We start from the raw sequence: 26,963 nt of genomic DNA, 5'->3' as shown, positions 1-26,963 counted from the left end.
AAGCGCCGGACCTGGACAGAATCAGCGTTCGCCCGTCGGTGAGTGTCACACCGGCGAGGCAGGATGGAGGGCGTGACGGATGTGATGGCGGGTTTCGGTGCGGCCACCCGCGAGTGGTTCACCGCCGCCTTCGCCGCGCCCACCGCGGCGCAGACCGGGGCGTGGAGTTCGATCGCCGCCGGCCACAACGCCCTGGTGGTGGCACCGACCGGTTCCGGCAAGACACTCGCCGCCTTCCTCTGGTCGCTCGACCGGCTGGCCCGGGAGCCGGCGCCGACCGACCCCCGGCGCCGCTGCCGGGTCCTCTACGTCAGCCCTCTCAAGGCCCTCGCCGTCGACGTGGAGCGCAACCTGCGCACCCCGCTGACCGGCATCCGGCAGGCGGCCACCCGGCTGGGCGTCGCCCCACCGGAGATCACCGTCGGCATGCGTACCGGCGACACCCCCGCCGACGAGCGGCGAGCCTTCGCCCGCACCCCGCCGGACATCCTCATCACCACCCCCGAGTCACTGTTCCTGCTGCTCACCTCCGCGGCTCGGGACTCGCTGCGGGGCATCGAGACCGTGATCATCGACGAGGTGCACGCGGTCGCCGGCACCAAGCGCGGTGCACACCTCGCGCTCTCCCTGGAGCGTCTCGACGAGCTGCTGCCCACCCCGGCACAGCGGATCGGTCTCTCCGCGACGGTTCGGCCGGTCGACGCATGCGCCCGGTTCCTGGGCGGCGCCCGGCCGGTCGACGTGGTGGCCCCGCCCACCGCCAAGGCGATCGAGGTCAGCGTCCAGGTCCCGGTGGAGGACATGACCCGCCTCGACGAGCAGGAGCCGCCGGAGGACGACCTCGGGGGGTTGGGCTCCCGCCGGGCGTCGATCTGGCCCGCCGTCGAGGAGCGGGTCTTCTCGCTGATCCGGGCGCACCGCTCGACGATCGTCTTCACCAACTCGCGACGCTCGGCCGAACGCCTCTGCGCCCGGCTCAACGAGCTGGCCGCCGAGGAGATCGAGGCGGCTGCCGGTCCGGGCGGCACCGAGAGCGGCCGGGACGGACCCGCGAGCGCGGCTCGGGGCGTACCCGGGGAGGCGTCGGAGCGGGACGGCGCGGCACGGGGTGCGGACGCCTGGGGTGGGCCGGTCGGGCCGGTCCGGGCCGGCCGGACGCCCGCCGACCTGATGGCGCAGGCGGGCGCGGCGGCCGGCGCGCCACCGGTGATCGCCCGCGCCCACCACGGCAGCGTCTCCCGGGAGGAGCGCAAGCACATCGAGGAGGCGCTGAAGTCCGGGCAGCTACCCGCCGTGGTCGCCACCTCCAGCCTGGAGCTGGGCATCGACATGGGCGCCGTCGACCTCGTGGTGCAGATCGAGGCTCCGCCCAGCGTGGCCGCCGGCCTGCAACGGGTCGGTCGGGCCGGGCACCAGGTCGGCGCGGTGTCCCGGGGCGTGGTCTTCCCCAAGCACCGGGGCGACCTGCTCTCCTGCACGGTGGTGGCGGAGCGGATGAGCTGCGGCGCCATCGAGGAGCTGCACTACCCGCGCAACCCGCTCGACGTGCTGGCCCAGCAGATCGTCGCCATGGTCGCGCTGGAGCCGTGGCGGATCGGCGACCTGGCCGTGCTCGTCCGGCGGGCCGCGCCCTTCGCCGAGCTGCCCGACTCGGCGCTGCACGCGGTGCTCGACATGCTCTCCGGGCGCTACCCGTCCACCGCCTTCGCCGAGCTGCGGCCCCGGCTCGTGTGGGACCGGGCCACCGACACCCTCACCGGCCGTCCGGGCGCGCAACGGCTGGCGGTCACCAGCGGCGGCACGATCCCCGACCGGGGGCTCTTCGGGGTCTTCCTGGCCGGCGCGGAGCGTGCCGCCCGGGTCGGCGAGCTGGACGAGGAGATGGTCTACGAGTCCCGGGTGGGTGACGTCTTCCTGCTCGGCTCCTCCTCCTGGCGCATCGAGGAGATCACCCCGGACCGGGTGCTGGTCTCCCCCGCGCCCGGCCAGGCGGCGAAGATGCCCTTCTGGAAGGGCGACCAGCTCGGCCGGCCGGTGGAGCTGGGGCGGGCCATCGGCGCCCGGGTGCGTGCCCTGCTGCGGCAGAGTGACGCCGACGCGGTCGCCGCCCTGCGCGCGGGCGGGCTCGACGACTGGGCCGCCGGCAACCTGATGGCGTATCTGCGCGAGCAGAAGGCCGCCACCCGGTCGCTCCCCGACGACCGCACCGTCGTCGTGGAGCGGTTCCGCGACGAGCTGGGCGACTGGCGGCTCGCCGTGCACAGCGTCCTCGGAGCCCGGGTCAACGGGCCGTGGGCTCTGGCGATCGGCCGCCGGCTCGCCGAGCGGTACGGGGTGGACGCCCAGGTCATGCCCTCCGACGACGGGATCGTGGTGCGGCTGCCCGACACCGCCGACGAGCCGCCCGGCGCGGACGTGGTGGTCTTCGAGCCCGACGAGATCGCCCAGCTGGTGGAGGAGTCCGTCGGCACGTCCGCGCTGTTCGCGTCCCGGTTCCGGGAGTGCGCCGCCCGGTCGCTGCTGCTGCCCCGCCGCGACCCGCGTCGCCGCCAGCCGCTGTGGCAGCAGCGCCAGCGCGCCGCACAGCTGCTCGACGTGGCTCGGGAGTACGCCGACTTCCCGGTCACCCTGGAGGCCGCCCGGGAGTGCCTCCAGGACGTCTTCGACCAGCCCGCCCTGGCCACGCTGATGCGTGACCTGGCCGCCCGCAAGGTGCGCCTGGTCGAGGTGGAGAGCGAGCGTCCGTCGCCGTTCGCCCGGTCCCTGCTGTTCGGCTATGTGGGCGCGTTCCTCTACGAGGGGGACGCTCCCCTCGCCGAGCGACGTGCCGCCGCCCTCGCACTGGACTCGGCCCTGCTCGGCGAGCTGCTCGGCCGGGTCGACCTGCGGGAGTTGCTGGACCCGGCGGTGCTCGCCGAGACCGAGCGGCAGCTGCGCTGGCGCACCGACCAGCGCCGGCCCCGCGACGCCGAGGACGTGGTGGAGCTGCTGCGGGTGGTCGGCGATCTCAGCGCCGACGAGCTGGCCGAGCGCGGCGCCCCCGTCGAGTGGCTGACCGGTCTGGAGTCCGCCCGTCGGGTCCTGCGCCTCCGGATCGCCGGCCAGGACCGGTGGGTCGTCGTGGAGGACGCCGCCCGGCTGCGGGACGCGCTCGGGGTGGCCATGCCGGTCGGGATCGCCGAGGCGTACCTGGCACCGGTGGCGGATCCCCTCGGCGACCTGGTCGCCCGGTACGCCCGCACCCACGGCCCGTTCGCCGCCGCCACCTGCGCGGCGCGCTTCGGACTCGGCGTGTTCGTCGTGGAGCAGGCGCTGCGCCGGCTCGCCGCCACCGGCCGGGTCGTCTCCGGCGAGTTCGCTCCGGACACCGTGGGCACCCAGTGGTGCGACGCCGAGGTGCTGCGCCTGCTGCGCCGGCGGTCCCTGGCCGCTCTGCGCCGGGAGATCGAGCCGGTGCCGCCGCGCGCGCTGGCCGCGTTCCTGCCCCGGTGGCAGCAGGTCGGCTCCTCGGCGCGGGGCGTGGAGGCCGTCGCCGCGGCCGTCGAGCAGTTGCAGGGCGCGGCGGTGCCGGCGTCCGCACTCGAACGTCTCGTGCTGCCCGGCCGGGTCGCCGACTACTCCCCCGCCCAGCTCGACGAGCTGTGCGCCAGCGGCGAGGTGTTCTGGGCCGGTTCCGGGGCGATCTCCGGCGGTGACGGCTGGGTCACCCTGGCGTACGCGGACACCGCCCCGCTGCTGCTGCCCCCGACCGACGACGCGTTGACCCTCACCCCGTTGCACGAGGCGGTGCTGGAGGCGCTGGCCGAGGGGCAGGCGCTGTTCTTCCGGCCGCTCGCCGACCGGGTCGGCTCGACCGACGACGCCGCGCTGACCAGCGCCATCTGGGACCTGGTGTGGGCCGGGCACCTCACCAACGACACCCTCGCGCCGCTGCGTGCCGTGCTGGGCGGCGGCGGGGCGCACCGGTCCCGCCCGACCGCTCCGCGTACCCGCTACCGGCGGCCCGGCCGGGTGGCCCTGCCCAGTCGCGGCGGCCCCCCGACGGTCGCCGGTCGCTGGTCACGCCTTCCGGAGCGGGACACCGACCCCACCCGGCGGGCCGCGGCGCTCGCCGACGTGCTGCTCGAACGGCACGGTGTGGTGACCCGCGGCGCGGTCATGGCCGAACAGGTCACCGGCGGCTTCGCCGCGGTCTACCCGGTGCTGTCCGCTCTGGAGGAACGCGGTGCCGCCCGCCGGGGCTACTTCGTGGAGGGTCTGGGAGCGGCCCAGTTCGCGGTGCCCGGAGCGGTCGACCGGATCCGGGCCCTCGCCGAGCCCGCCGACGGCGGGCGGGGCCGGGGCGGGCCCACGCTGGTGCTCGCCGCCACCGACCCGGCCAACCCGTACGGGGCGGCACTGCCCTGGCCGGAGCGGGTCGTCGACTCCGGCGACGGCGCGGCACCGGCGACCGGGCACCGGGCGGGCCGCAAGGCCGGCGCCCTGGTGGTGCTGGTCGCCGGTGACCTGGTGCTGTACGTCGAACGGGGCGGCCGGACGATCCTCTCCTTCACCGACGACACCGACGCCCTGGCCGCGGCCGGCAAGGCCCTCGCCGACGCCGTCCACTCCGGAGCGTTGGGCGCGATGTCGGTCGAGCGGGCCGACGGCGAGGCGGTGCACTCGTCGCCGCTGCGCGACGCGTTGACCGCCGCCGGCTTCCGGGCCACGCCGCGCGGGCTGCGCCTGCGCGGCTGACCAACGTGTCCACCTGCGGCTACCATCCGGCTCGGGCGGAGGGAACGACGGTGCACGGGATCACGACTCGGGCGATGCGGGCGGGCGACCGGGACACGGTCGATGCGCTGCACGAACGTGAGTGGGGTGGTCCGTACGTCATCGCCCACGACACGCGCTACGACCTGCGCACGCTGCCGACGTTGGTCGCGGTGGCCGGTGACGGCACGGTGGCCGGTGCGCTCGCGTACCACTCCGACGGTGACGGCCTGGAGGTGGTCAGCATCGTCGCCGCGGCGCGCGGTGGCGGCGCGGGCACCGCGCTGCTGGCCGCCGCGGCGGAGGTGGCCCGGGCCGAGGGCCGGGACCGGCTGTGGCTCATCACCACGAACGACAACCTACGGGCGCTGCGTTTCTACCAGCGGCGCGGCCTGCGGCTGGTCGGCGTGGATCCCGGGGCCGTCGACCGCGCCCGGCGGCTCAAGCCCGGCATCCCGCAGGTGGGCGAGGACGGGATCCCGCTGCACGACGAGCTGGTCCTGGAGCGGCGCCTGCGCGACTAGCGTGTGCCGCATGGCGCCGACATCCTGGATCTCGCTGACCACCGACTACGGTCTGGCCGACGGTTTCGTGGCCGCCTGCCACGGGATGATCGCCCGGCTCGCGCCGACCGCCCGGGTGATCGACGTGACCCACCTGGTTCCGGCGGCCGACGTACGCCGGGGCGCGACCGTGCTCGCGCAGACCGTGCCGTACCTGCCCGCCGGGGTGCACGTCGCGGTCGTCGACCCGGGCGTGGGCACCGAGCGGCGGGGGATCGTCCTCGACACCCCGGACGGGCTGCTGGTCGGACCGGACAACGGCCTGCTCCTCGACGCGGCGGCGGCGCTGGGCGGGATCCGGGTGGCGGTCGAGCTGACCAATCCGGAGTGGTTCGCCCCACGCGTGTCCGCCACGTTCCACGGGCGGGACGTGTTCGCACCGGTGGCCGCCCGGCTGGCGCTGGGCGCGCCGCTGACCGGGGCGGGCCCGACCGTGGACCCGGACGGCCTGGTGCGGGCGCCGGCACCGGTGGTCCGGCCGGCGGCGGACGGGTTCACCGCCGAGGTGCTCACCGTGGACCACTTCGGCAACGTGCAGCTCGCCGCCCCGGCCACGCTGCTGGAGCCGCTGCCGCACCGGGTGCGGGTCGCCGACCGGGCGGCGGTACGCGGGCGGACGTTCGGCGACGCCGCACCGGGTGCTCTGGTGGTGCACCCCGACTCGGCCGGACTGGTGGCGGTGGCGGTGAACCGGGGTCGGGCGGTGGACGTGCTGGGTGTGTCGCCCGGCGATCTGCTGCGCGTGGTGGCGGGCTGATTCCCCTTCGGACCAAGGGCTGAAACGGACGGCTCCCGGACCCGCGTACCTGGATGGACTGTGGAATGCTGCCGGGGTGGGTGAGCGATGGGTTCCGGTGCCCTGTCCCTGCTGCGGCGCGCGGACCGGGGGCGGCACGTGCCCGGTGTGCTTCTGGACCGATGACGGCCAGGGCGACACCGATGCCGACGTGGTGCGCGGCGGGCCGAACGGGGACCTCAGTCTGACGCACGCCCGGCTCAACTTCGCCGTCTACGGCGCGAGCCACCCCCGCTACCAGGACATGGTCCGCCCGGCCCGCCCCGACGAGCGCGTCTGACGCGGTCAGCAGAGCGGCACCGTGCCGCCGTACACCGCCGAGATGTACGCGTGGCTGACGAACTGTCCGGTGGCGAGCCGGTTCCAGCGGTTGGTCGTCCGGTACGGCCCGGCAACCGTCTGGCCGATCACGTAGCACTGGATCGGGACGTGCGCGTACCGGGCGGCGAGCCCGCGGGTCGCGTACCCGGTGCTGGCGCCGGCACGGATGTTGAGCGGACCGTCGCCGACCACGCCACGCGGGCCCGCGCCGGTCCACAGGTACGCCACGTCGACCCAGGCATTGTCGGTGAGCCGCAACCCGTCCCAGAACGTGCCGTCGGCGAGGTCGATGCCCGCCGGGTTGAGCACGGTCCGGCCGAACTGGTCCCTCCCGCCGTTGTAGCCGTACTGGTAGGCCGCCTGCGCCTGGGGCCGCCCCTGCGGCAGGTCCTTCCAGTTCTCCCGGACGGCGCTGATGTTCCAGTAGTCGTCCCGGGTGTTCCAGGGGCCGACGTCCCAGACCGGGGCGTACTCGCACCGGCTGCCGGTGGTGGTGCAGACCCGGACCGTGTAGTCGCCGGTGGCGCGCGGCGCCAGAGCGCGCCGGGACGGTAGCGACACGAAGTGGTCGCGCGGCACGACGGTGTGCCCGTTGGCCGTCACCTCGCCGACCAGACCGATCCGGGTGGCGTACACCCGGTACACCAGGCCGGGCGTGGCGCCGGAGACGGCGGCGGGTGCGACGGCGGCGCGGTCGGCGGTGAGGCGTACGGCGCGTACCTGCGCGGTTGCCCCGGAGGCGGCGGTGAGCACCACGCGGAGCTGGACCCGGCTGACCGGCCCGTCGAAGACGGCGCCGGCCGTGGCCGTCCGCCACTCGGTCCAGCCGGTGGCGCGCCAGCCGCGCACCTGGGCCTCCACGGTGGCCCCGCCCGGCACGCGGGCCGTGACCTCGGCGCGAACCCGGGTGGCCGGCCGGGCGAGACGGTACGGGGCGGCGACGAACAGCCCCTCGGCCACCGCGCTGTGCGGGCTGCGCCCCGCGGGCGTCGGCGCGGGCCGGAGGTCGGCCAGATGGAGCCCGGCGCGGGTGTGGCGGACGTTGACGTCGTCGGAGCCGACGACGGACAGGTCGGTGGCCCACCGGTCGACGCCAGCGGGCGCGGCCGAGGCGGGCGCGGCGAGCGGGAGCAGGGCGAGGGAGAGAATGGCGGCGAGGATGGCGGGTCGGGCAGGTCGTCGGGTACGACTCATGGGCATTCTCCTCAGAACTCCCTGATAGTGCCGTTGTCAGGAGATCCAGAGGAACCGCGGTACAAATAGCGACACATGCGAATATGGCTCGCAGGAGGGAGAATGGAGAGGTGCCCGAAGGCGACACCGTCTGGAACACCGCCCGCGTCCTGCACCGGGCGCTCGCCGGCGCACGGCTCACCGGCAGCGACTTCCGGGTGCCCCAGCTCGCCGGCGCCGACCTCGCCGGCTGGACGGTGCGCGAGTCGGCCAGCCGGGGCAAGCACCTGCTCCTGCGCTTCGCCGACCCGGAAACGGACGAACACCGCACCCTGCACTCGCACCTGCGGATGGACGGAGCCTGGCGGGCGTACGCCCCGGGTGAGCGCTGGGCCGCCCGCCCGGCGCACCTGATCCGCGCGGTCCTGCGCAGCACGACGGCGGTCGCCGTCGGCTACCACCTGCACGACCTCGCCCTGGTGCCGACCGCCGAGGAGCACACCCTCGTCGGCCACCTGGGGCCGGACCTGCTCGGCCCGGACTGGGACGCGGACGAGGCGGTGCGCCGGCTCGCCGCCCACCCCGACACCACCATCGGCGAGGCGCTGCTCGACCAGCGCAACCTGGCGGGGGTCGGCAACCTGTACAAGTGCGAGGTGCTGTTCCTGCGCGGCGTCTCGCCGTGGACGCCGGTCGGCGCGGTCCCGGACCTCGCCGGCACGGTCGCCCTCGCGCAGAGGCTGCTGGCCGCCAACCGGGGCCGCTGGACGCAGAGCAGCACCGGCTCCCTGCACCGGGGTCAGACCAGTTACGTGTACGGCCGTCGGGCGCAGCCCTGCCGTCGCTGCGGGACCGCGATCCGCAAGGAGGAACTGGGCGAGCGGGTCACCTACTGGTGCCCGGTCTGCCAACCGGACCACCCGGCCGCCCCACCGGGCTGACCCCGCCTATCCGGCACCGAGAGTGACGACCTGTCCGACCCAATACTGGGCACCTCCCGGACATGATCCACTCGACATCAGTGACATCGGGGTGTCCGGGGCATCGCGATACCCCGATGTCAGTGATGTCGAGTGGATCTTGGTTCTTGGAGCGGGTCCTGAGCGGCACCGGTCCCGCCCGGAACGCGTCGAGCGCGCGAGCGGCGGCGTGTCGCCGTGGACACTCCGGAGGAACGGATCGACCCCACAGATCCGGACGATTGGGTACTTCCTCCACGTCGGCATCCCGGTACATGCTGCGCTTGAGTGCTCACGCATCGTCAGCGCGACCGGGGCCACCACGCCGGAGTGGCGGTCACCGCGCCCCGACCTCGGGGAGAGCCATGGACATGTTCCGCAGACTGCGGGTGACCCGGCCGAACCAGGCAGCCCGTGCCGCCCCCGAGACCGCCGACGGTCACGTGCCCCCCACGGCCGTACCCGCCGCCCGCCGTGGCGAGGAGTCGCCGGACCCCGATGCGACGGCGGCCCCGACCACGACCAGTCTCGACCCGACGGCCCTGCCGCGCTGCTTCGGCACGGTGCCGAACTTCGCCCACAGCCCGCTGCCGGTCGTCGACACCGACGGGCGGATGGTCCCGGGCACCGGTCTGCGCACGTTCGTCGACCCGCTGCCCACCCTGGGCGCCGCCGTCCCGGCCGGCACCGGACCGGCCGCCACGCTGCCGGTGGCGGTGCCGGACACCGTCACCTACCCGGGGTGCGACTACTACGAGATCGGCCTCCAGGAGTACGCGCAACGCCTGCACCGGGACCTGCCGGCGACCCGGCTGCGCGGCTACCGGCAACTCAACCTGGGCACCGACACCACCGGACACAACACCGTGACCCCGCCGGAGCGCCCGTGGCACCTCGGGCCGGTGATCGTGGCCCGGCGTGGGCGGCCGGTCCGGGTGAAGTTCATCAACCAACTTCCCACCGGCCGGGCCGGAGACCTCTTCCTACCCGTGGACACCACCCTCGGCGGCGCCGGCGTCGGTCCGCTCGACGGCCCGGCGCCCTACCCGCAGAACCGGGCGGTGCTGCACCTGGCCGGCGCGGAGACCGGCTGGATCAGCGCCGGCAACCCGTGGCAGTGGATCACTCCGGCGGGTGAGATCACCCCGTACCCGACCGGCGCCGGGCTGAGCCACGTGCCGGACATGCCGCAACCCGGCGCCGGGGCGACGACGTTCTACTACCCGAACGACCAGAGCGGCCGGCTGCTGTGGTTCCACGACAACACCGCCGGCCTGTCCCGCCTGACCGTCTACTCCGGACAGGTGGCGCTCTACCTGCTCACCGACCCGGTCGAGGACGAGCTGGTCGCCGACGGGGTGCTGCCGGCCGCGCAGATCCCGCTGGTGTTCGAGGACAAGACGTTCGTACCGGACGACAGCCAGCTCGCCGTTGAGGACCCCACCTGGGACCGGGACCGGTGGGGTGCCCGGGGCAGCCTCTGGCACCCGCACGTCTACCAGCCTCGGCAGAACCCGTACCGGGACGGCGGCACCAACCCGACCGGACGCTGGGACTACGGGCCGTGGTCGCGTACCGCCGCCGACGCCGCCGACGCCGCCGTGGACGGCGGCGGCACCGGACGGGCGGACCTCCCGGGGCCGATGCCGAACCCGCACCACGACCCGGTGACCGCGCCGGACGAGCCGCCGACGACGCCCGGCGTGCCGCACCCGTCCGCGGTGCCGGAGACCTTCGGCGACACCGTGGTGGTCAACGGGGTCGCCTACCCGTGGCTGTCGGTCGCGCCCCGGACGTACCGGTTCCGGATCCTCAACGCCTGCACCGACCGCAGCCTCAACCTCCAGCTCTACCGGGCCCGCTCCGCCGGGGACGACCGGAGCGTGAGCGAGGTGCCCATGGTGGACGCCGTGCGCGCGCCGGACCGGCCGGCGGGGTGGCCGACGGACGGGCGCGACGGCGGCGTGCCCGACCCGGCCGCCGTCGGACCGGACTTCGTGCAGATCGGCAACGAGGCCGGGCTCCTGCCCGCCCCCGCGGTGATCGCCAGTCGGCCGGTGACCTACCGGTACGACCGCCGCGACCCGACGGTGCTCAACGTGGACGGGCACGCCCTGCTGGTCTCTCCCGGGGAGCAGGCCGACGTGCTGGTCGACTTCTCCACCGTCGCCCCCGGTGCCACGCTGATCCTCTACAACGACGCGCCGGCCCCGCTGCCCGACTTCGACCCCCGGTACGACCACCACACCCACGCCCCGGACCTCACCGCCGAGGGCGGCACACCGCCCAGCCGGCCGGGGTACGGGCCGAACACCCGCACCCTGCTCCAGTTCCGGGTGACCGGCGAGCCGTCCCCGCCGTACGACCTGGCCCGTCTGCGGGAACGGCTGCCCGGCGCGTACGCGGCCAGCCAACGCCCGCCGATCGTGCCGCAGCCGGCGTACGACACGGCCTTCGGCACCCGGACCGCTCGGGAGACCGTCGTCCCGGTGCACGCCACCACGGTCACGTTCGTCCCGGCCGGCGGCAGCACGCCGGTCATCCTGCCGCTCGCGGTCAAGACGGTGCAGCAGGTCTTCGAACCGGACCACGGCCGGCTGGCCGGACGGCTCGGCGTCGGTTACCCGAACCCCGGGCCACTCGCGCCGACCGCCCTGCCGCTCGGCCCGACGGACCCGGCCACCGAGGTGGTGCACGTCAGCGACCCGGCGCTGCCGGTGGGCGTTCCCGCGGACGGGACACAGGTGTGGCGCATCCGGGGCGACGGCCGGCGGACCCAGCCGGTCCGGCTGGACGGCTGCGACGTGCAACTGGTCAACCGGGTCGGGTGGGACGGCACACTGCGCCGGCCGCACCCGAACGAGCTGGGCTGGAAGCAGGTGGTCCGGGTCAACCCCCGGGAGGACGTCGTCGTGGCCCTCCGGCCCGTCGCGCCCGCTCTGCCGTTCAAGATCGGCGACAGCGTACGGATGCTGGACCCGGCGCGGCGCGTCGGCGCCATGACCGGCTCGACACCGGTCAGCCCGTTCGACGGCCGGCCCGCGCAGGTGATGAACCAGCTCGTGAACCTGGGCTGGGAGTACCGCTGGCACACCCAGCTCGCCGGCTACCGGGACCTGGGGATGAGCCGCCCCCTGGTGCTGCGGGTCGCCCCGAAGGCACCCACCGGCCTGACCGCCACCCCGGCGCCCGGATCCGCCACCGCACTGCCGGCGATCGCGCTGACCTGGACCGGCAACGGCAGCCGCCCGCCGGCCACCAGCCACCTCCTCCAGCGGGCCACCGACGCCACCTTCACCACCGGCCTGACGTCGATCACCGTGGCGGCGAACGCGACCCGGTGGACCGACGCCAGCGTCATCCCGGGCGTCACCTACCACTACCGCATCCGTGCCGAGAACGCGGTCAGCTGCTCCACCTGGTCCAACAGCGTCCCCGCCGCGGTGCACCTGACCGCGCCGACCGGCCTCGGCGCGGTGGTGCCCCCGGCGGCGCCACTGCGGGTGGCGCTGCGCTGGACCAACCGGTCGTTCGCCACCGGCATCGACGTGCAGCGGGCCACCAATCCGACCTTCAGCAGCGGCCCCGGAACCACCGCGATCGGGGTCGGCGACAACCACCTGGACGCCGCCGTCGCACCGGACACCACGTACTACTACCGGGTGCGGACGACGTACCTCGGCGCCGCCTCACCCTGGTCGACGGTCGCACAGGTGACCACGCCGCCGCGGCCGGCCCCACCCACCGCGCTCACGGTCGTCTCCAGCGCGCCGGGGCCGGACACCGCGACGGTGAATCTCGGCTGGGCGGCGAGCACACCGGCCGGGCCGGGCGCGGGTTTCGTCGTGCAACGCGCGCTGGACCCGACGTTCACCCGCGAACTGGCCACCTTCATGGTGACCGGGCGCGGCTTCACCAACACCGGTCTGGCCCGGGGGGTCACCTACCACTACCGCATCCGGTCGTTCAACGTCGTCGGCACCTCGGCGTTCACCGGCCCGATCCCGGTGACGACGCCCGCGTGACCCGCGGGAAGAGGCCGGCGTGGCGTCAGGGCGTGCGCAGGGGTGCGCCGACGGCGCGCAGCTCGGCCAGCGCCGACGAGACGCCGTGCAGCAGGTCGGTCGCCTCGACCAGGCGGGCCGCCGCGGCGTGCTCGGTGCCCGGGCGTGCGTCCTCCGCCACGTAGCCGGCGGCGGCCACCACCAGCCGCTCGTACGCGGCGACGCCGCTCTCCAGTTGCGCGGTCAGCGCCGCGTGCGCCTCGGCCAGCGGCGGTCGGGCGTCGACCGGGGCGAGTCGCAGCGCGCGCTCCACGCTGGCCACCCGCGCCGCGAGGTCCCGCAGGGAGCGGTCCGCGGCGGCGGCCTCCGACACGACCGGTCCGGCCAGGCCGGTGAGCCGGCTGGTCAGGCCGGCGAGGGTGAGGGAGGCCCGGTCCAGCCGGGTCCACGGCTCGGCGGCGGAGGTGCCACGCAGTGCCACCCGGGAACGGACGCGGCGGACCTCGGCGAGCACGCCGGGGCCGACGGGCAGCCGCTCCACGGCGGCGACCAGGCGGGCCCGGGAACGGGCGGCCGCCTCGGCCGGGTCGAGCGCGGGCGGTGCGGGCTGGGCAGCCAGCGCCCGCAGGTCGAGCCAGCGCCAGGCGGTGAGCACCAACGCGCCGCCCGCCCCGGCGGCCCAGGCCGCGTCCGGCAGGCCCAGGCCGGCGTACGGGGTCAGCACGGCCGCCGCCCCCGCGAGCCCGCCGGACGTGACGCTCCACCGCCGCGCGGACCGGCGCAGCCGGCCCAACCGGCGGAAGTACCGCGTGCGCTCGTCTGCCACCTGTGCCTCCTCGACCGGGCCGCTCAACCGGCGGCCGTGCTGTCTCCGGTGCCCCGGTCCCGGGCCATGCTGGCCCGGATCTCGTCGAGCTTCGCGGCGGCCGCCGGGTCGGCGACCGGCCCGGTCGGCCGCACGGCGGGGCGTTCCTTCGTGCCGCCGAGCTGCTCGCCGGCCATGCTCGACCGGATCTGTTCCAGCCGGGCGGAGCCGGCCGAGTCCAGTGTCGCCTTCTGGATCTCCAGCATCCGGCCTTCGGCGGAGTTGCCGGCCAGCTCGGCTCGGCCCATCGCGTTGGCGTAGCGCCGCTCGATGCGGTCGCGCACCTCGTCCAGGCTGGGGGTGTTGCCCGGGGCGGTCAGCGCCGACATCGACTCCAACGAGGCGGCCACGCTCTCCTGCATCCGGGCCTGCTCCAGCTGGCTGAGCAGGCGGGTGCGCTCGGCGAGCTTCTGCTGGAGGATCATCGAGTTGTTCTCGACCGCCTTGCGGGCCTGCGCGGCGGCGCCGAGCGCCTGGTCGTGCAGCGTCTTCAGGTCCTCGGTGGCCTGCTCGGCGGAGACGAGCTGGGTGGCGAGCGTCTGGGCCGACTGCTCGTACCTGGTGGCCTCGGCCTCGTCGCCGCGGGCGCGGGCCTGGTCGGCCAGGACGAGGGCCTGGCGGGCGTTGCCCTGGAGTCGCTCGACCTCGGTCATCTGCCGGGAGAGCTTCATCTCCAGCTGCCGCTGGTTGCCGATCACCGCGGCTGCCTGCTGGACGAGCGCCTGGTGCTGGCGCTGCGCCTCCTCGATGGCCTGCTGGATCTGCACCTTGGGATCGGCATGCTCGTCGATCTTGGCACCGAACAGCGCCATCAGGTAGTTCCAACCCTTGACGAACGGGTTCGCCATTTCCGCGGTATCCCCTCAGTAGCGTCACTCCGCCTGGGCCGGCCCGCTGGCGACCGGCCGCCGGCGCGGCAGTGGCTCCATCGTCCCAGCCGGATGCCACCCGAGCATCCGTACGCGGCGAGCGGGGCGTGAGCCGACACCGACTGCGATCAACCCTACGCGGCGTAGGAGACAGCGGCCATGCGACGGAGAGCGGATCCGGGATGTCACCGACCCCGGGCTCAGGGTCGACCGGGGGCCCGGAGGGCGGCGGGGCTCAGGCGGCGCAGACCACGTCGCGGTCGCCGGGGCGGACCCGGGTGCTGCGCAGCGTCGCCTTGAGCGGGGAGTCCTGGCGGACCTGGACGGAGACGGTGCCGTCGGAGGTGACCTGGCGTACGCCGCGGTTGGTGGCCTTGCGCACGGCGGCGGCGACGGGGGTCGGCTCGACCTGCTCGTCGGCCACCGGGACCAGCACGCCCGGCATCTGCTCGGCCAGCGCCACGGTGTCGCTCACCTCGCGGAGAAGCTCGGAGAGACGGGCGCCGAGGGCGTCGCAGATGGCGGCGAGGAGCTCGCTCGACGGCTCCTTCTGGCCCCGCTCGATCTCGGACAGGTAGCCGAGGCTGACGTTGGCGGCGGAGGAGACCTCGCGCAGGGTGCGGTGCTGCCCCTGCCGGCGTGCCCGCAGCGCGTCACCGATCACCCGGCGTAGCAGGACCATCGCACCTCCCCTGGGGGACACCTCGTCACCACGGCAATCCGATCCGGCACGGTCAACCGCGCCGAACCCGACCGCCGGAGCCTTCCCGCAACCGTACCCGGTGGCGGCCCGGCCGACATCCCGCCCCGCCTGTCGAATCCGCGGACGGGCCCACGATCGCCCGTCCTCAGGCCGCGCTGCCGGCCCGGGCGGCGTCCCGGTCGGCCGCGTGGACCCGCTCGGCGAGCAGCCGCAGCGCCTCGATCACCGCGGCGGAGCGGATGTGGTCCCGCCCGCCGTCCAGGTCGAACCGCCGCACGTCGGTGCCGAGCGGGCCGGCCACCGCCGCGTACACCAGGCCGACCGGCTTGCCGTCCTGCGGTTCCGGGCCGGCCACACCGGTGGTGGCCAGGCCCCAGTCGGCCCCGCAGCGCCGGCGCCCGCCCTCGGCGAGCGCCACGGCGACGTCCGGGTCGATCGGGCCGCGCTCGTCGAGCAGATCCTCCGGTACGCCCGCCAGGTGCGCCTTCAGCTCGGTGGCGTAGACCACCAGCCCACCCCGGTAGACGCCGCTCACCCCGGCGATCTCGACGATCGAGGCGGCCAGCAGTCCGCCGGTCAGCGACTCGATGGTGGCCAGGGTCTCCTGCCGCTCGGCGAGGGCGTGCACGACGCCCGCCGCCGGGGATCCCACCGGCCGGACCCCGTCCGCGTCGGTCTCCGTGTCCATGCCGATCCTCTTCCCTACCCGAGGCTCCTGACACATCCTGCCCCGCACGCCCGATCCCTCGCCGTGCGGGAGGTTGCCCGGAAGGGGGTCACCGGGTGGGGCGGCGGAGGCGGAGGGCCTGGGCGACGTAGTCGAACCCGGTGATCAGCGTCACGGCGACCGCGACGGCCATGATCCACGGGCCGACGGCGGCCAGGGCGGCCGGCATCGGCCAGAGGTACCACGTGATGGCGAGGATCTGGAGCGCAGTCTTGATCTTGCCGCCCCGGCTGGCCGCGATGACACCGTGCCGGATCACCCAGAACCGCAGAGCGGTGATGCCCAGCTCACGGGCCAGGATGACCGCCGTCACCCACCAGGGCAGCCGGTCGTACCAGGACAGCAGCAGCAGCGCGGCCCCGGTGAGCGCCTTGTCGGCGATCGGGTCGGCGACCTTGCCGACCGAGGTGACCAGCCCGAACCGGCGGGCGATCCAGCCGTCGACCAGGTCCGTCGCCGAGGCCACCGCGAAGATCAGGCAGGCGGCGATCCGCCAGCCCGCGTGGGTCATCTCGGAGATGACCACCGAGGCCGCGAAGATCGGCACCAGCACCAGCCGCAGGAGGGTGAGCGCGTTGGCCGCGTTGAGCACGGGCACGCGGGCGACCACCGTCGGTGCCGTGGACTCCGTCGCTCCGGTCACCGCCGCGTCCCGCTCCGGTCGCCGTGGCGCACCTGACCCCTCACCACGTGACTCCCTCGCTCGATCCGGGCCCGCCGTCACCGTACCGCGCCGGGCGCGGCCGAGATCATCTCATCCGGCACCGCCACCAGGTCCACCCCTTCGGTCGCGGTGACCGTGGCCCGGACCAGGTCGCCCGGGCGCAGGGCGGCCAGGTCGACCCCTCCGTCGGCCGGGGCGACCAGGGTCGTCGAGCCGTCGACCTCGGGCGCCTGGTGGGCCGCCCGCCCCTCGACCACCCCGTCGTCGACCGAGTCGACGAGCACCTCGACCGTGGAGCCGAGTCGCTCCTCGGCGCGCTGCGAGCACAGCTCGTCGGCGAGTGCGCTGAGCTTGTCGTACCGGCGCTTGATGGTGGCCGCGGAGACCTTGCCGGTCAGCCCGGCGGCCTCGGTGCCGTCCTCGTCGCTGTAGTCGAACATGCCGATCGCGTCGAGCCGCGCCTCGGTCAGGAACCGCACCAGTTCCTCCACGTCGGCACGCGTCTCCCCGGGAAAGCCGACGATGAAGTTGCTGCGTGCACCCGCCTCCGGCGCCAGGGCGCGGGCACCGGCCAGCAGCTCCAGGAACCGGTCGGTGGAGCCGAAACGACGCATCCGGCGCAGCACCGGCTCGCTGGAGTGCTGGAACGACAGGTCGAAGTACGCGGCGACGCCCGGCGTGGTGGCGATCGCCTCGACCAGGCCGGGCCGGGTCTCGGCGGGCTGGAGGTAACTCGCGCGCACCCGCACGATGCCGTCGATGGCGGCGAGCTGCGGCAGCAGCTTCTCCAGCGCGCGGGGGTCGCCCAGGTCCTTGCCGTAGGAGGTGGAGTTCTCGCTGACCAGCACCAGCTCCCGGACGCCGGTCTTGGCGAGCCACTCGGCCTCCGCGAGCAGCTCGTCGGGCGTACGCGAGACGAAGGCGCCGCGGAAGGCGGGGATGGCGCAGAACGCGCAGCGTCGGTCGCAGCCGCTGGCGAGCTTGAGCGACGCGACCGGCCCGGTGTCGAGCCGGTGCCGCAGCACCTGCCGCAGGTGGGCCGGCGTGTGCTCGTCGGTCTCCACGGTGGCCCGCTTCCCGGTGCCGTGGCCGGGCAGCGACACCGCGGCGTCCCGGCGCTTGACCGGGGTCAGCGGCAGCAGCTCGCGACGGTCGCGCGGGGTGTGCGCGTCGATCGTCTCGCCGGCGACGACCGCGTCCAGCCGGGCCGCGATGTCCGGGTAGTCGTCGAAGCTCAGCACCGCCTGCGCCTCGGGAAGGTTGTCGGCCAGTTCCCGCCCGTACCGCTCGGCCATGCACCCGGCCGCCACGACCTTCGCCCCGGTGTCGGCGGCGGCGAGCAGCGTCTGGATGGAGTCCTGCTTGGCCTTCTCCACGAAGCCGCAGGTGTTGACGACCACCACGTCGGCGCCCTCGCCGTCGGTGGTCACCTGCCAGCCGTCGGCGTGCAGCCGGGCGGCCAGCTCCTCCGAGTCGACCTCGTTGCGGGCACAGCCCAGGGTCAGCAGGGCGACACGGCGGCCGTCAGAGGCAGGGGAGGTGGCAGACACCATCCGAGGGTACCGGGCGCGCCGGCGTGGCCCGGCGACGGCGGGCCACGGACATCGGCCGGCTCACATCCCACCCCCGTTCGCGCCGGCCCCGGTGGCAGGTCAGAGCGCCGCGGCGCCCACCCGGACCAGCCGGTCCAGGAGGAAGACCTCCGTACCGGCCAGGCCGGTGGAGCAGAAGACCGACACCTGGTCCGCGTCGGTCCTGCCCGGGACCGCCCCGGCGAGCACCGCGCCCAGGTCGTGCAGCCGTCGGGCGTACGGCTCGACGGCGGCGAGCATCGGCGGGGCGTACGCGGCGGCCTGGGCGGGTGAATCGGTGACCAGCAGGTCCGCCCGGTCCAGCAGGTCGGTGCCGAACTCGTGCCGGTCGGTCTGCTTGAAGCCGACGGCGTTGACATGAGTGCCCGGGGCCAGGTCGGCCGCGTCGAGCACCGGGGTGACGCTGGTGGTGGCGAGGACCACGATGTCGGCGCCGGCGACCGCCTCGCGGGCGGAGTCCACCGGTTCGGCCGGTACGCCGAGCTCGGCACGGACCCGCTCGGCGAACGCCGCCCGCCGGGCAGCAGAACGGCTCTGCACCCTGATCTGTCGCAGCGGGCGCACCGCGGCGGCGGCCCAGACCTGGGTCCACGCCTGCCGGCCGGAGCCGATCACGGCGAGGGTGGTCGCGTCGGGGCGGGCGAGGGCGTCGACCGCCGCCCCGCCCAGTCCCCCGGTCCGCCGGGAGCCCAGTTCCTCGCCGACGGCGACGGCCCGTACCGCCCCGGTGCGCGCGTCGTGCAGCACCACGAGCTGCTCCGGCTCCGGCAGCCCGAGGGTGTCGTACGAGCGGAAGCCGTACCAGTCGCCACGGAGATGACCGGCGGTCAGCACCATCCGCCCACCGTCCAGCGGGGCGGACGCCCGGGGCGGGGCGACGAGCCGGCCGTCGTACGCGGCGAGCAGCGCCTCCCGCATCGCCGTCACGGTGGTGGTGGCGTCGAGGACGTCGGCGACCTCCCGGTCGGTGACAAGCATGGTCATCGGTTCAGCATGCAACCTGAAGCTGACGTCAACTCAACATGCGGTGTGCGAGATCACCGTCCTACTGCCGGGCCGGGTGCTAGCGTCGGCGGCAGCGGCTCCGGCCGCCCGGACGAGCGGTGGGCGTACCCGGCACGACAAGACGCCCCGAGACCGAAACCGTCGTCCCGGCCCGCGTCCGGGACCGTCTCCCGCCGAGGTGCCGCCGTGGCCTGGATCGTGCTCGTGATCTCCGGACTTCTCGAGACCGCCTGGGCGATCGCCCTGGACCGCAGCGCCGGCTTCAGCCGACCCCTGCCGACGGTCGTCTTCGTGGTCACCCTGATCCTCAGCATGCTCGGCCTGGCGTACGCGCTGCGCGAGATCCCGGTCGGCACCGGCTACGTCGTGTGGGTCGGCATCGGCGCGGTGGGCACCGCCCTGGTCGGGATGCTGGCGCTCAACGAGTCGGCCAGCCTCCCCCGCATCGTCTGCCTGCTGCTGGTGGTGGCCGGCGTGGTCGGCCTGAAGATCTACCACTGAACCGCACCGCGCAGATCGCCCGACGGTCGGAAGGCCGCCGCGTGGAGTGGCTGAGGCGTGACGACCAGCCACAGTGGGTAGAGATCGGGTGGCACCCCAGGCTCTCACCACCGGAGGCAGTCATGGCCAACATGCACAGCAGCGCCCGTCCCCGTACCAACGCCGCCCGCATCTGCACGATCGTGAGCTTCGTCTTCGCGGTCCTCGCGCTGCTGCTCAACCCGATCATCTTCGGCCTCGTCGGCCTGGTGCTGGGCATCGTCGGCGCGGTCCTCGGTGACAAGCCGCTCGGCTGGTACGCGGCGATCGCCAACGTGGCCGCCATCGTGATCAACCTGGTGATCCTGGCGGCGATCCTCAACAACTGACCTCCGCCACCCCGCACGTACGGGCCCGCCGGTTCACCGGCGGGCCCGCGGTGTGTCCGGGGTCGCCGGCCGAGGGGTCCGGCGTCACTCGTCCGCGCCGCGCAGACCGACCAGGACCTCCTCCAGCTCGTCCGGCTTCACCAGCACGTCGCGCGCCTTGGAGCCCTCGGACGGGCCGACCACGCCCCGGGTCTCCATCAGGTCCATCAGGCGGCCCGCCTTGGCGAAGCCGACCCGCAGCTTGCGCTGGAGCATCGACGTCGAGCCGAACTGCGAGGTGACCACCAGCTCGACCGCCTGCACCAGCAGGTCCAGGTCGTCGCCGATGTCCTCGTCGATCTTCTTCTTGCTGTCCTGCGCGGGGGCGAGCACGTCCGGGCGGAACTCCGGCTCCCGCTGGTCCTTGCAGAACTTCACCACGTCGGCGATCTCGCGCTCGGTCACCCAGGCGCCCTGGATGCGGATGGGCTTGGACGCGCCCATCGGCAGGAAGAGACCGTCACCCCGGCCGAGCAGCTTCTCGGCGCCCGGCTGGTCCAGGATGACCCGCGAGTCGGCCAACGACGAGGTGGCGAACGCCAGCCGGGACGGCACGTTGGCCTTGATGAGGCCGGTGACCACGTCGACCGAGGGCCGCTGGGTGGCGAGCACCAGGTGGATGCCGGCGGCCCGGGCGAGCTGGGTGATCCGGACGACCGAGTCCTCCACGTCGCGCGGCGCCACCATCATCAGGTCGGCCAGCTCGTCCACGATCACCAGCAGGTACGGGTACGGACGCATCTCCCGCTCGCTGCCGGGCGGGGCCTTGATCTCGCCGTTGCGCACCTTGCGGTTGAAGTCGTCGATGTGCCGGACCCCGTTGGCCGCGAGGTCGTCGTAGCGCATGTCCATCTCGCGGACGACCCACTCCAGCGAGTCGGCCGCCTTCTTGGCGTTGGTCACGATCGGGGTGACCAGGTGCGGGATGCCCTCGTAGCCGGTCATCTCGACCCGCTTCGGGTCGATCAGCAGCAGCCGCACCTCGTCCGGCGTGGCCCGGGTCAGGATCGACACCAGCAGCGTGTTCAGGCAGGACGACTTGCCCGCGCCGGTGGCGCCGGCGATCAGGATGTGCGGCATCTTCGCGAGGTTGGCCACCACGTAGCCGCCCTCGATGTCCTTGCCCAGTGCCACCACCATCGGGTGGTGGTCGCTGGTCGCCGCCCGCGACCGCAGCACGTCGCCGAGGGAGACGTTCTCCGGGTCGGTGTTCGGAATCTCCACGCCGACCGCGCTCTTGCCCGGGATCGGGCTCAGGATGCGGACGTCCGGGGACTTCACCGCGTACGCGATGTTGCGCGACAGCTGGGTGATCCGCTCGACCTTGACGCCCGACCCCAGCTCGACCTCGTACCGGGTCACGGTGGGCCCCCGGGTGAAGCCGGTGACGGCGGCGTCCACGTCGAACTGGTCGAAGACGCCGGTCAGCGCCGCGATCACCTCGTCGTTGGCCTTGCTCCGGGTCTTCGCGGCCGGACCGCTGCCGAGCAGGTTCGCCGGCGGCAGCGTGTAGTCGCCGGCCAGGCCGGTCAGGGCCAACTGCTCGGCGCGGGTGGGCGGCGTCGAGTGCTCCGGCGGCTCGACCGGCCGGCGGCTCGCCGGCACCTTCGCCGGCGGCTTCCGGGGCAGCACGACGGTGTCCTGGAGGTCCACGCCCTCCACGTCGTCGAAGTCGTCCGGGTCCAGCGGGGGCGGCATCCGCTTCGCCGGCTTCCGGCGGGCGGGCTTCGCGGGCTCCTCGTCGGCCTCGTCCTCGGTGGCGGGCGGGGCGCCGACCACGGCACCGGCCAACAGGCCGAGCCGCTCGGGAATCTTGTTGATCGGCGTCGCGGTGACGACGAGCAGACCGAAGACGAGCAGCAGGATCAGCAGCGGCACCGCCACCCAGGCGGTGACCGCGCGTTCCAGCACGCTGCCGACGCCCGCGCCGACCAGGCCGCCGGCGAAGTCGCGCTGGACGTCGTCGACCGGGGCCTGTCCGATGTGCAGCATCGCGGCGGTGGCCACCAGCATCGATCCCCAGCCGACCAGGCCGCGTCCGCGATGGTCCGGGTCGGCCGGCTGCCGCATCAGCCGCCACGCGCCGATCATCAGCAGGACCGGCACCACGATGGCGATCGCCCCGAGGAACAGCCGGACCGTGTCCGCGAGCCGTGCCCCCATCGGGCCGGCGGCGGAGAACCAGATGCCCGCCGCGCTGAGCAGCGCGAGCCCGAAGACGAGGAGGCCGGCACCGTCGCGGCGGTGCTCGGGGTCGAGGTCCCGGGCGGAGGCGGCCTGGCGGCCGGCGGCGCGGACCGTCCAGCCCACCCCGTGCGCCAGGCCCATCCACAGGGCACCGACGGCCCGTCCGACGTAGACCGCCGGCCCCGGCCGGGCGGTCGTCCGGCGCCGGGCCGGCGCACGGGTCTTCTTCGCCGGCTGGCGGGCACGACTGTTCGTGGTGCCGCGCGGCGACGCGCCGCGCCGCCGGCTCGCCTGAGAGGTACGGCCCGCCATAGCATCAACTTAACGGCGGGACCCGGCAGATCGCCGCTTTTCCGGGTCGTGTCCGCGCGTCGCCGTGTGGATCCGCCATCCGTCGTGATATTCGCCGCAGAAGGGATGCCCCCATGGCGTCGCCGGGTACCGGGGACGGTCGGGCCGACCCCCTGGCCGGGCACCCGGACGAGTTGCGGCCCCTGACCGGCGCTCTCGTCGCCGCGGTGCTGGCCTCCCGGGGGTACGCGGTGCAGACCGATCCGGCCGGTGACCTCGTCGGGCGCTGGGCCGACAGTCTCATCTGGTTCCTGCGCCCGGGCACCGCGGGCGAGCTCCTCCAGGTCCGTACGGTGGCCGCGCCGTCGTTCGGCATCGAGTACGTCCCCGCGCTGCACGCCTTCTGCAACGCCTGGAACCACGACCACCTGTGGCCGAAGGCGTTCGTGCACGTCGAGGACGACGGGCGGGCCCGGATCTGCGGCGAGGTCATCACCGACCTGGAACACGGGGTGACGCCGCACCAGCTCGACCGGCTCCTCCGCTGTGGCATCGCCACCGGCTGCCAGCTCGCCGCCGAGGTCGCCGGGCTGCCGGGCGGGGTGGTGACGTGAGCGGGGACCTCACCGGCCGGGGGCTGGACCCGTTCGGGTGGCCGGGCCGGCTGCCCGGCCGGCGGCGTACCGGCGACGACGTCCGCGCCCTGGCCGACGCGCTCACCGACGCCCGGGACTCCCCCGACGGCGAGGCACGCAGCGCGGAGCTGGAACGGATCGCCGCGCACGCCGACGCGACCGGCGACGACCGGTCGGCCGTGGCGGCCCGGTTCGCGCTGATCGAGGCGTACCTGCTGCACGGGGAACGCTGGCGGCTGGTCGAGTTGGTCCGCCGGTGCGCGGCCGCGCTCGACCGCCGGCCCGACCTGCTGCCGGAGGCCGACCGGCGGCTGCTTCTGCGCTACCAGCGGTACGCGGTGGAGGCGCTGCTGGGCACGCCACGGGTGGGTCTGGACCAGGCCCGCGCACTGCTGGACGACCTGACCGCGCGGTCTGGCGCGCCGCCCGGCGCGGATGCACCGGCGACGGGCGACGGCCCGGCAGCCGGCGACGACGACGCGGGCCACGCCGAGGTGGTCGCCGAGTTGCGCTGCCGCATCGCCGACCACCTCGGCGACGAACCGGCCGCCCGGCGGTGGTACGCACACTGGGTGGCCGCCGAGCCCGGCCCGGCCGGCGGCTGCCCCGGCTGCGCCCCGGCCCGCCGGGCGGACCTGCTCGCCGGGTGGGGCGACTGGCGGGCGGCGCTGGACGAGCTGCGGGAGGTGCTCGACGGCCGGGTGAACTGCACCGACCAGCCGGAACGTGCCCTCGCCGCCGCTCTGCTGCCGTGGCTGCGCGCGGGTGAGCCGGAACGGGCCGCCGCGGCGCACGTGCGGGCGTACCGGCGGCACCGGCGCGAGCCGTCCGCCTTCGGCGCTCTCGCCGCGCACCTGCGGTGGTGCGCGCTGGCCGGACACCCCGGCCGGGGACTGGACATCCTCGCCGAGCAGTTGCCCCGGCTGGACCGGCCGACCGACGACCTGGCCGCGATGGAGTTCGCCGCCGCCGGGGCCCTGGTCTGCGCGGTGGCCGGCGAGGTGGGACTGGGCGGGCGTCGGGTGCCCCGCCCGGCGTACGGGGACCGGCCGGCCGCCGAGGTCGACGTCGCCACGCTGGGCGCGAGCCTGCTGGACCTGGCCACGGGCCTGGCCGGCAGCTTCGACGCACGCAACGGCACCGGCCACCAGTCCGGGCGGATCGCCGCCTGGCTCACCGAGCGGGCCCTCGCCGCGCCGGTCCCGCTGCCGCCGGAGGAGGACCCGGCCGACGCGGAGCACGCCCACGCCGGGCCGGGCGACGCACCGGCGGACGACGACCTGGCACCGCTCACCCTCGGGCTGATCACCGCCGCGCTGGACCGGCGGGGGGACCACTACGCGGTGGACGCGGCCGGCACCGTGGTCGGCCGGTGGGGTGCGGCGCTGATCCAGTTCCGCACCGCCGGGGAGCATGGCGACGTCCTCCAGGCGCGGTGCGTCGCGAGCCGCCGGCTCCCGACCGTTCGGCTGACCGAGGCGTACGCCTTCTGCAACGCGTGGAACCACGACCGGCTGCTGCCGAAGGCGTACGTGCACGACCTGGGTGCTCAGCTGGTGCTGGCCGGCGACGTCAGCACCGACCTGGGGCGCGGGGTGGCCCCGGCGCAGCTCACCGTGCTGATCGACGCGGCGGTCCGGACCGGGGTCGCGTACGCCGACGCGGTGGCCGCCCTGCCCTGAACCGCGCGGCGACGGTGCGGTCCGGAAGTCGCTCGACCGGCCGCCCGACCGGCTGGTGGACTACCCGCATGACGACCTCGTCTTACGACCGTGCCCTGCTCCTCCACGACCTGCACCGCCCCGGCTCCCCGCTCGTGCTCCCCAACGCGTGGGACGTGGCCAGCGCCCGGATCGTCGCCGCCTGCGGCGCGGCTGCCGTCGCCACCACCAGCGCCGGGGTCGCGTGGAGCCTGGGTCGGCCGGACGGCGACGCGCTGGACCGGGAGTCGGCGGTGGCGGCGGTCGCCCGGATCGCCGCCGCGGTCACCGTCCCGGTCACCGCCGACATCGAGAGCGGGTTCGGCGCCGATCCGGCCGGGGTCGCCGAGACGGTGGCCGCGGTGCTCGCCGCCGGGGCGGTCGGCGTCAACGTCGAGGACGCCCGGTCGGGCGCGGCGGAGCCGCTGCGGGCCGTCGACGACCAATGCGCGCGACTACGGGCGGCCCGGGAGACGGCCGACGCGGCCGGGGTGCGACTGTTCGTCAACGCCCGCGTCGACGTGTACCTGCGCGCGGTGGGCGCTCCCGAGGACCGGCTGGCCGAGACGCTGCGCCGGGCTGCGGCGTACCGGGCCGCGGGCGCGGACGGGATCTTCGTACCGGGGGTCGCGGACCCGGCGACCATCGGTGCGCTGGTGGCGGGAATCGACGCGCCGGTCAACGTGCTCGCCGGCCCCGGTTCCCCGCCGGTCGGAGTCCTGGCCGAGCTGGGGGTGGCCCGGGTCAGCCTCGGCTCGAACCTGGCCGAGGCCGCGTACGGTCTGGCGCGGCGGGCGGCGACGGAGGCCCTCACGCGGGGCTCGTACGACTCGCTCGCCGATCCCCTGCCCTACGGTGAGCTGAACGCGCTGTCGGCCTGAGCCGCGGACGCCGGCGGCCCGGTGGTGCGGGGCCCGCCGGCGTCCGGCACGGCTACGGGGTGCCCTGGTTGCCGGTGGTGACCAGGGTGAGGTCGTTGACCTCCAGGATCTCGGCGAGCGGCTGGAAGAAGGTCACACCGCCGCGGGTGCAGTCCCCGGAGCCGCCGGAGGTGACGCCCTGCGCCTGGTCCCCGGAGATCCAGGACCCGCCGGAGTCGCCGGGCTCGGCGCAGGCGTTGGTCCGGACCAGGCCGGTGACGGTCCCCTCGGGGTAGCGCACCGTCGCGTTGCGGGCCTGCACGATCCCGCAGCGGGCGCCGGTGGTGGAGCCGGACCGGCAGATCGAGGCGCCCACCGGCACCTCCTGCGCACCGGCCACCGGAACCGTCCCGCCGTTGAAGTCGTTCACCACCGGCTGTGGCGTCCAGGCGTTGTTGGTCTCGACGAAGGCCCAGTCGTCGCCGGGGAAGGAGGACGCCCGGAAGACGCCCTGGCCGACCCCGTTCGCCCCGGCCGTCCGGGAACCCTCCTGGCCGCAGTGACCGGCGGTGACGAAGCCGCCGACCACCGAGAAGCCGACCGAGCAGCGGCCCGAGCCGTCGATCGTGAACGCGTCGCCGCCCCGTACGTCGAACAGCAGCCGCGGCGACTCCGTCGAGGCGTCCACCCGGACCGCCTGCCGGGGTACGCCGGTCCGGTCGACCAGCCGCCATGCGGCGTCCTGCGCGCCGGGCTGCGCGAGCACCACGAGGGAGTTGTCGGCGACGTCGACGTACCAGCCGGCCACCGCCTCGGACGCCGACCCGCCGGCCCGGTCCAGTCGGGTCTTCCACGCGTCGAGCTGGCCGACACCCCGTTGCACCACCTTCGGCACCGCGCCGGCGGCACGGACCCGGGCCGCGTCGGCCCGGTCGGCGACCGCGACGTTGAGCGTCGTGCCGTCCGCGCCCAGCCAGCTCCCGCCGTAGTCCGCGCCCAGCTCCGTCCGCAGGTCGGCGACCACCCCGGTCGCCCACCGCTCGGTCTTCAGCCGCGCCGCCACCTGCCCGGCGCTCAGCGAGAGGTCGCGACGCATCGCGTCGACCACCTCCGGCGCGACGCCCCCGGCCGCCGGCTGGGCCGACCCGCCCGGCGGGGTCGTGCCCTCACCGGCGAACGACGGCAGGGTCACCGCCGCCGCGGCGCCCACCGTCACGACCATCACGCCGATGGCTGTCATCCGTCTGCGGTCCATCCGCCACGCTCCTCCCGGCCGGCGCGGTCACGCCTGCCGGCCGGGAGTACGGACACCGCACCCGAAAGGTTGAATCGACCCTCGACGATCGCACGACACCGGCCCGCGTCCCCGGAGGGAGGCGGGCCGGT

Annotated in this window: 21 protein-coding genes and 1 riboswitch; of the genes, 11 read left to right on the top strand and 10 right to left on the bottom strand. The window is 75.0% G+C overall.

Annotated elements, in window-relative coordinates:
* The first annotated feature begins 84 nt into the window (after positions 1 to 84).
* Genes ACTMSW_RS10050 through ACTMSW_RS10035 form a run of 4 tightly spaced genes read left to right on the top strand, consistent with a single transcriptional unit; the run spans position 85 to position 6,394 of the window.
* A complete protein-coding gene (locus ACTMSW_RS10050) occupies positions 85 to 4,737 on the top strand; it encodes an Lhr family helicase (RefSeq protein WP_441180627.1) in 4,653 nt (1,550 codons plus the stop codon).
* Positions 4,738 to 4,787: 50 nt separating this feature from the next.
* Entirely contained in the window at positions 4,788 to 5,279 is a 492-nt protein-coding gene (locus ACTMSW_RS10045) for a GNAT family N-acetyltransferase (protein ID WP_441180269.1), read from the top strand.
* 10 nt (positions 5,280 to 5,289) lie between these two features.
* Positions 5,290 to 6,075, top strand: a complete 786-nt coding sequence (locus tag ACTMSW_RS10040) for an SAM hydrolase/SAM-dependent halogenase family protein (RefSeq protein ID WP_441180268.1) — start codon at positions 5,290 to 5,292, stop codon at positions 6,073 to 6,075.
* Positions 6,035 to 6,394: a CPCC family cysteine-rich protein gene (locus ACTMSW_RS10035; RefSeq protein ID WP_441180267.1), complete on the top strand. Its 360-nt coding sequence runs from the start codon at positions 6,035 to 6,037 to the stop codon at positions 6,392 to 6,394. Before ACTMSW_RS10040 ends, ACTMSW_RS10035 begins: the two co-directional genes overlap by 41 nt.
* Positions 6,395 to 6,399: 5 nt before the next feature.
* Here the strand turns inward: ACTMSW_RS10035 and ACTMSW_RS10030 are convergent, their stop codons facing one another.
* Positions 6,400 to 7,629: a hypothetical protein gene (locus tag ACTMSW_RS10030; protein WP_441180266.1), complete on the bottom strand. Its 1,230-nt coding sequence runs from the start codon at positions 7,627 to 7,629 to the stop codon at positions 6,400 to 6,402.
* Between the two features lie 110 nt (positions 7,630 to 7,739).
* Between ACTMSW_RS10030 and ACTMSW_RS10025 the strand changes: the two genes are divergently transcribed.
* Together ACTMSW_RS10025 and ACTMSW_RS10020 are read left to right on the top strand one after the other, a co-directional pair.
* On the top strand, positions 7,740 to 8,549 hold the full coding sequence (locus ACTMSW_RS10025) for a DNA-formamidopyrimidine glycosylase family protein (protein ID WP_441180265.1): 810 nt from the start codon (positions 7,740 to 7,742) through the stop codon (positions 8,547 to 8,549).
* Positions 8,550 to 8,932: 383 nt separating this feature from the next.
* Complete coding sequence (locus ACTMSW_RS10020) at positions 8,933 to 12,592, top strand: hypothetical protein (RefSeq protein ID WP_441180264.1); 3,660 nt, start codon at positions 8,933 to 8,935, stop codon at positions 12,590 to 12,592.
* Positions 12,593 to 12,617: 25 nt separating this feature from the next.
* Here ACTMSW_RS10020 and pspM read toward each other — a convergent pair whose 3' ends face one another.
* From pspM to ACTMSW_RS09985, 7 genes are all read right to left on the bottom strand, one after another.
* Complete coding sequence (gene pspM, locus ACTMSW_RS10015) at positions 12,618 to 13,397, bottom strand: phage shock envelope stress response protein PspM (protein WP_441180263.1); 780 nt, start codon at positions 13,395 to 13,397, stop codon at positions 12,618 to 12,620.
* Between the two features lie 23 nt (positions 13,398 to 13,420).
* Complete coding sequence (locus ACTMSW_RS10010) at positions 13,421 to 14,284, bottom strand: PspA/IM30 family protein (RefSeq protein WP_441180262.1); 864 nt, start codon at positions 14,282 to 14,284, stop codon at positions 13,421 to 13,423.
* 256 nt (positions 14,285 to 14,540) lie between these two features.
* Positions 14,541 to 14,987: a helix-turn-helix domain-containing protein gene (locus ACTMSW_RS10005; protein ID WP_441180261.1), complete on the bottom strand. Its 447-nt coding sequence runs from the start codon at positions 14,985 to 14,987 to the stop codon at positions 14,541 to 14,543.
* A gap of 166 nt (positions 14,988 to 15,153) precedes the next feature.
* A complete protein-coding gene (locus ACTMSW_RS10000) occupies positions 15,154 to 15,696 on the bottom strand; it encodes a CinA family protein (RefSeq protein WP_441180260.1) in 543 nt (180 codons plus the stop codon).
* Between the two features lie 88 nt (positions 15,697 to 15,784).
* Positions 15,785 to 16,378, bottom strand: a complete 594-nt coding sequence (gene pgsA, locus ACTMSW_RS09995) for a CDP-diacylglycerol--glycerol-3-phosphate 3-phosphatidyltransferase (RefSeq protein ID WP_441180259.1) — start codon at positions 16,376 to 16,378, stop codon at positions 15,785 to 15,787.
* Between the two features lie 77 nt (positions 16,379 to 16,455).
* Positions 16,456 to 17,952, bottom strand: a complete 1,497-nt coding sequence (gene rimO, locus ACTMSW_RS09990) for a 30S ribosomal protein S12 methylthiotransferase RimO (protein WP_441180258.1) — start codon at positions 17,950 to 17,952, stop codon at positions 16,456 to 16,458.
* Positions 17,953 to 18,051: 99 nt separating this feature from the next.
* Entirely contained in the window at positions 18,052 to 18,975 is a 924-nt protein-coding gene (locus tag ACTMSW_RS09985; protein ID WP_441180257.1) for an ornithine cyclodeaminase family protein, read from the bottom strand.
* Positions 18,976 to 19,066: 91 nt separating this feature from the next.
* A riboswitch (guanidine-III (ykkC-III) riboswitch) is annotated at positions 19,067 to 19,127 on the top strand.
* 55 nt (positions 19,128 to 19,182) lie between these two features.
* Here ACTMSW_RS09985 and ACTMSW_RS09980 point away from each other — a divergent pair.
* Both ACTMSW_RS09980 and ACTMSW_RS09975 read left to right on the top strand, forming a co-directional pair.
* Positions 19,183 to 19,497 carry a DMT family transporter gene (locus tag ACTMSW_RS09980; RefSeq protein WP_441180256.1) on the top strand — a complete coding sequence of 105 codons (315 nt, stop codon included), beginning with the start codon at positions 19,183 to 19,185 and terminating at the stop codon, positions 19,495 to 19,497.
* A gap of 122 nt (positions 19,498 to 19,619) precedes the next feature.
* Positions 19,620 to 19,865: a hypothetical protein gene (locus ACTMSW_RS09975; RefSeq protein WP_441180255.1), complete on the top strand. Its 246-nt coding sequence runs from the start codon at positions 19,620 to 19,622 to the stop codon at positions 19,863 to 19,865.
* 84 nt (positions 19,866 to 19,949) lie between these two features.
* Here the strand turns inward: ACTMSW_RS09975 and ACTMSW_RS09970 are convergent, their stop codons facing one another.
* Positions 19,950 to 22,403, bottom strand: a complete 2,454-nt coding sequence (locus ACTMSW_RS09970; RefSeq protein ID WP_441180254.1) for a DNA translocase FtsK — start codon at positions 22,401 to 22,403, stop codon at positions 19,950 to 19,952.
* 113 nt (positions 22,404 to 22,516) lie between these two features.
* On the opposite strand from ACTMSW_RS09970, the gene ACTMSW_RS09965 reads away from it, so the two are divergent.
* From ACTMSW_RS09965 to ACTMSW_RS09955, 3 genes are all read left to right on the top strand, one after another.
* Positions 22,517 to 22,996, top strand: coding sequence for a YbjN domain-containing protein (locus tag ACTMSW_RS09965; protein ID WP_441180253.1), 480 nt, complete (start codon positions 22,517 to 22,519; stop codon positions 22,994 to 22,996).
* Positions 22,993 to 24,699 carry a YbjN domain-containing protein gene (locus ACTMSW_RS09960; protein WP_441180252.1) on the top strand — a complete coding sequence of 569 codons (1,707 nt, stop codon included), beginning with the start codon at positions 22,993 to 22,995 and terminating at the stop codon, positions 24,697 to 24,699. The genes ACTMSW_RS09965 and ACTMSW_RS09960 overlap by 4 nt, the downstream gene beginning before the upstream one ends.
* 68 nt (positions 24,700 to 24,767) lie before the next feature.
* Positions 24,768 to 25,598 carry an isocitrate lyase/PEP mutase family protein gene (locus ACTMSW_RS09955; RefSeq protein ID WP_441180251.1) on the top strand — a complete coding sequence of 277 codons (831 nt, stop codon included), beginning with the start codon at positions 24,768 to 24,770 and terminating at the stop codon, positions 25,596 to 25,598.
* A gap of 52 nt (positions 25,599 to 25,650) precedes the next feature.
* On the opposite strand, the gene ACTMSW_RS09950 is transcribed toward ACTMSW_RS09955, so the two are convergent.
* Positions 25,651 to 26,832: a S1 family peptidase gene (locus ACTMSW_RS09950; RefSeq protein ID WP_441180250.1), complete on the bottom strand. Its 1,182-nt coding sequence runs from the start codon at positions 26,830 to 26,832 to the stop codon at positions 25,651 to 25,653.
* Between the last annotated feature and the right edge of the window lie 131 nt (positions 26,833 to 26,963).

Origin of the sequence: Micromonospora sp. BQ11 (assembly GCF_052068135.1) — a bacterium.
Taxonomy (GTDB): Bacteria; Actinomycetota; Actinomycetes; order Mycobacteriales; family Micromonosporaceae; genus Micromonospora.
Note: the sequence above shows the minus strand (reverse complement) of the source record. Positions and strands in the feature narration are given on the sequence as shown.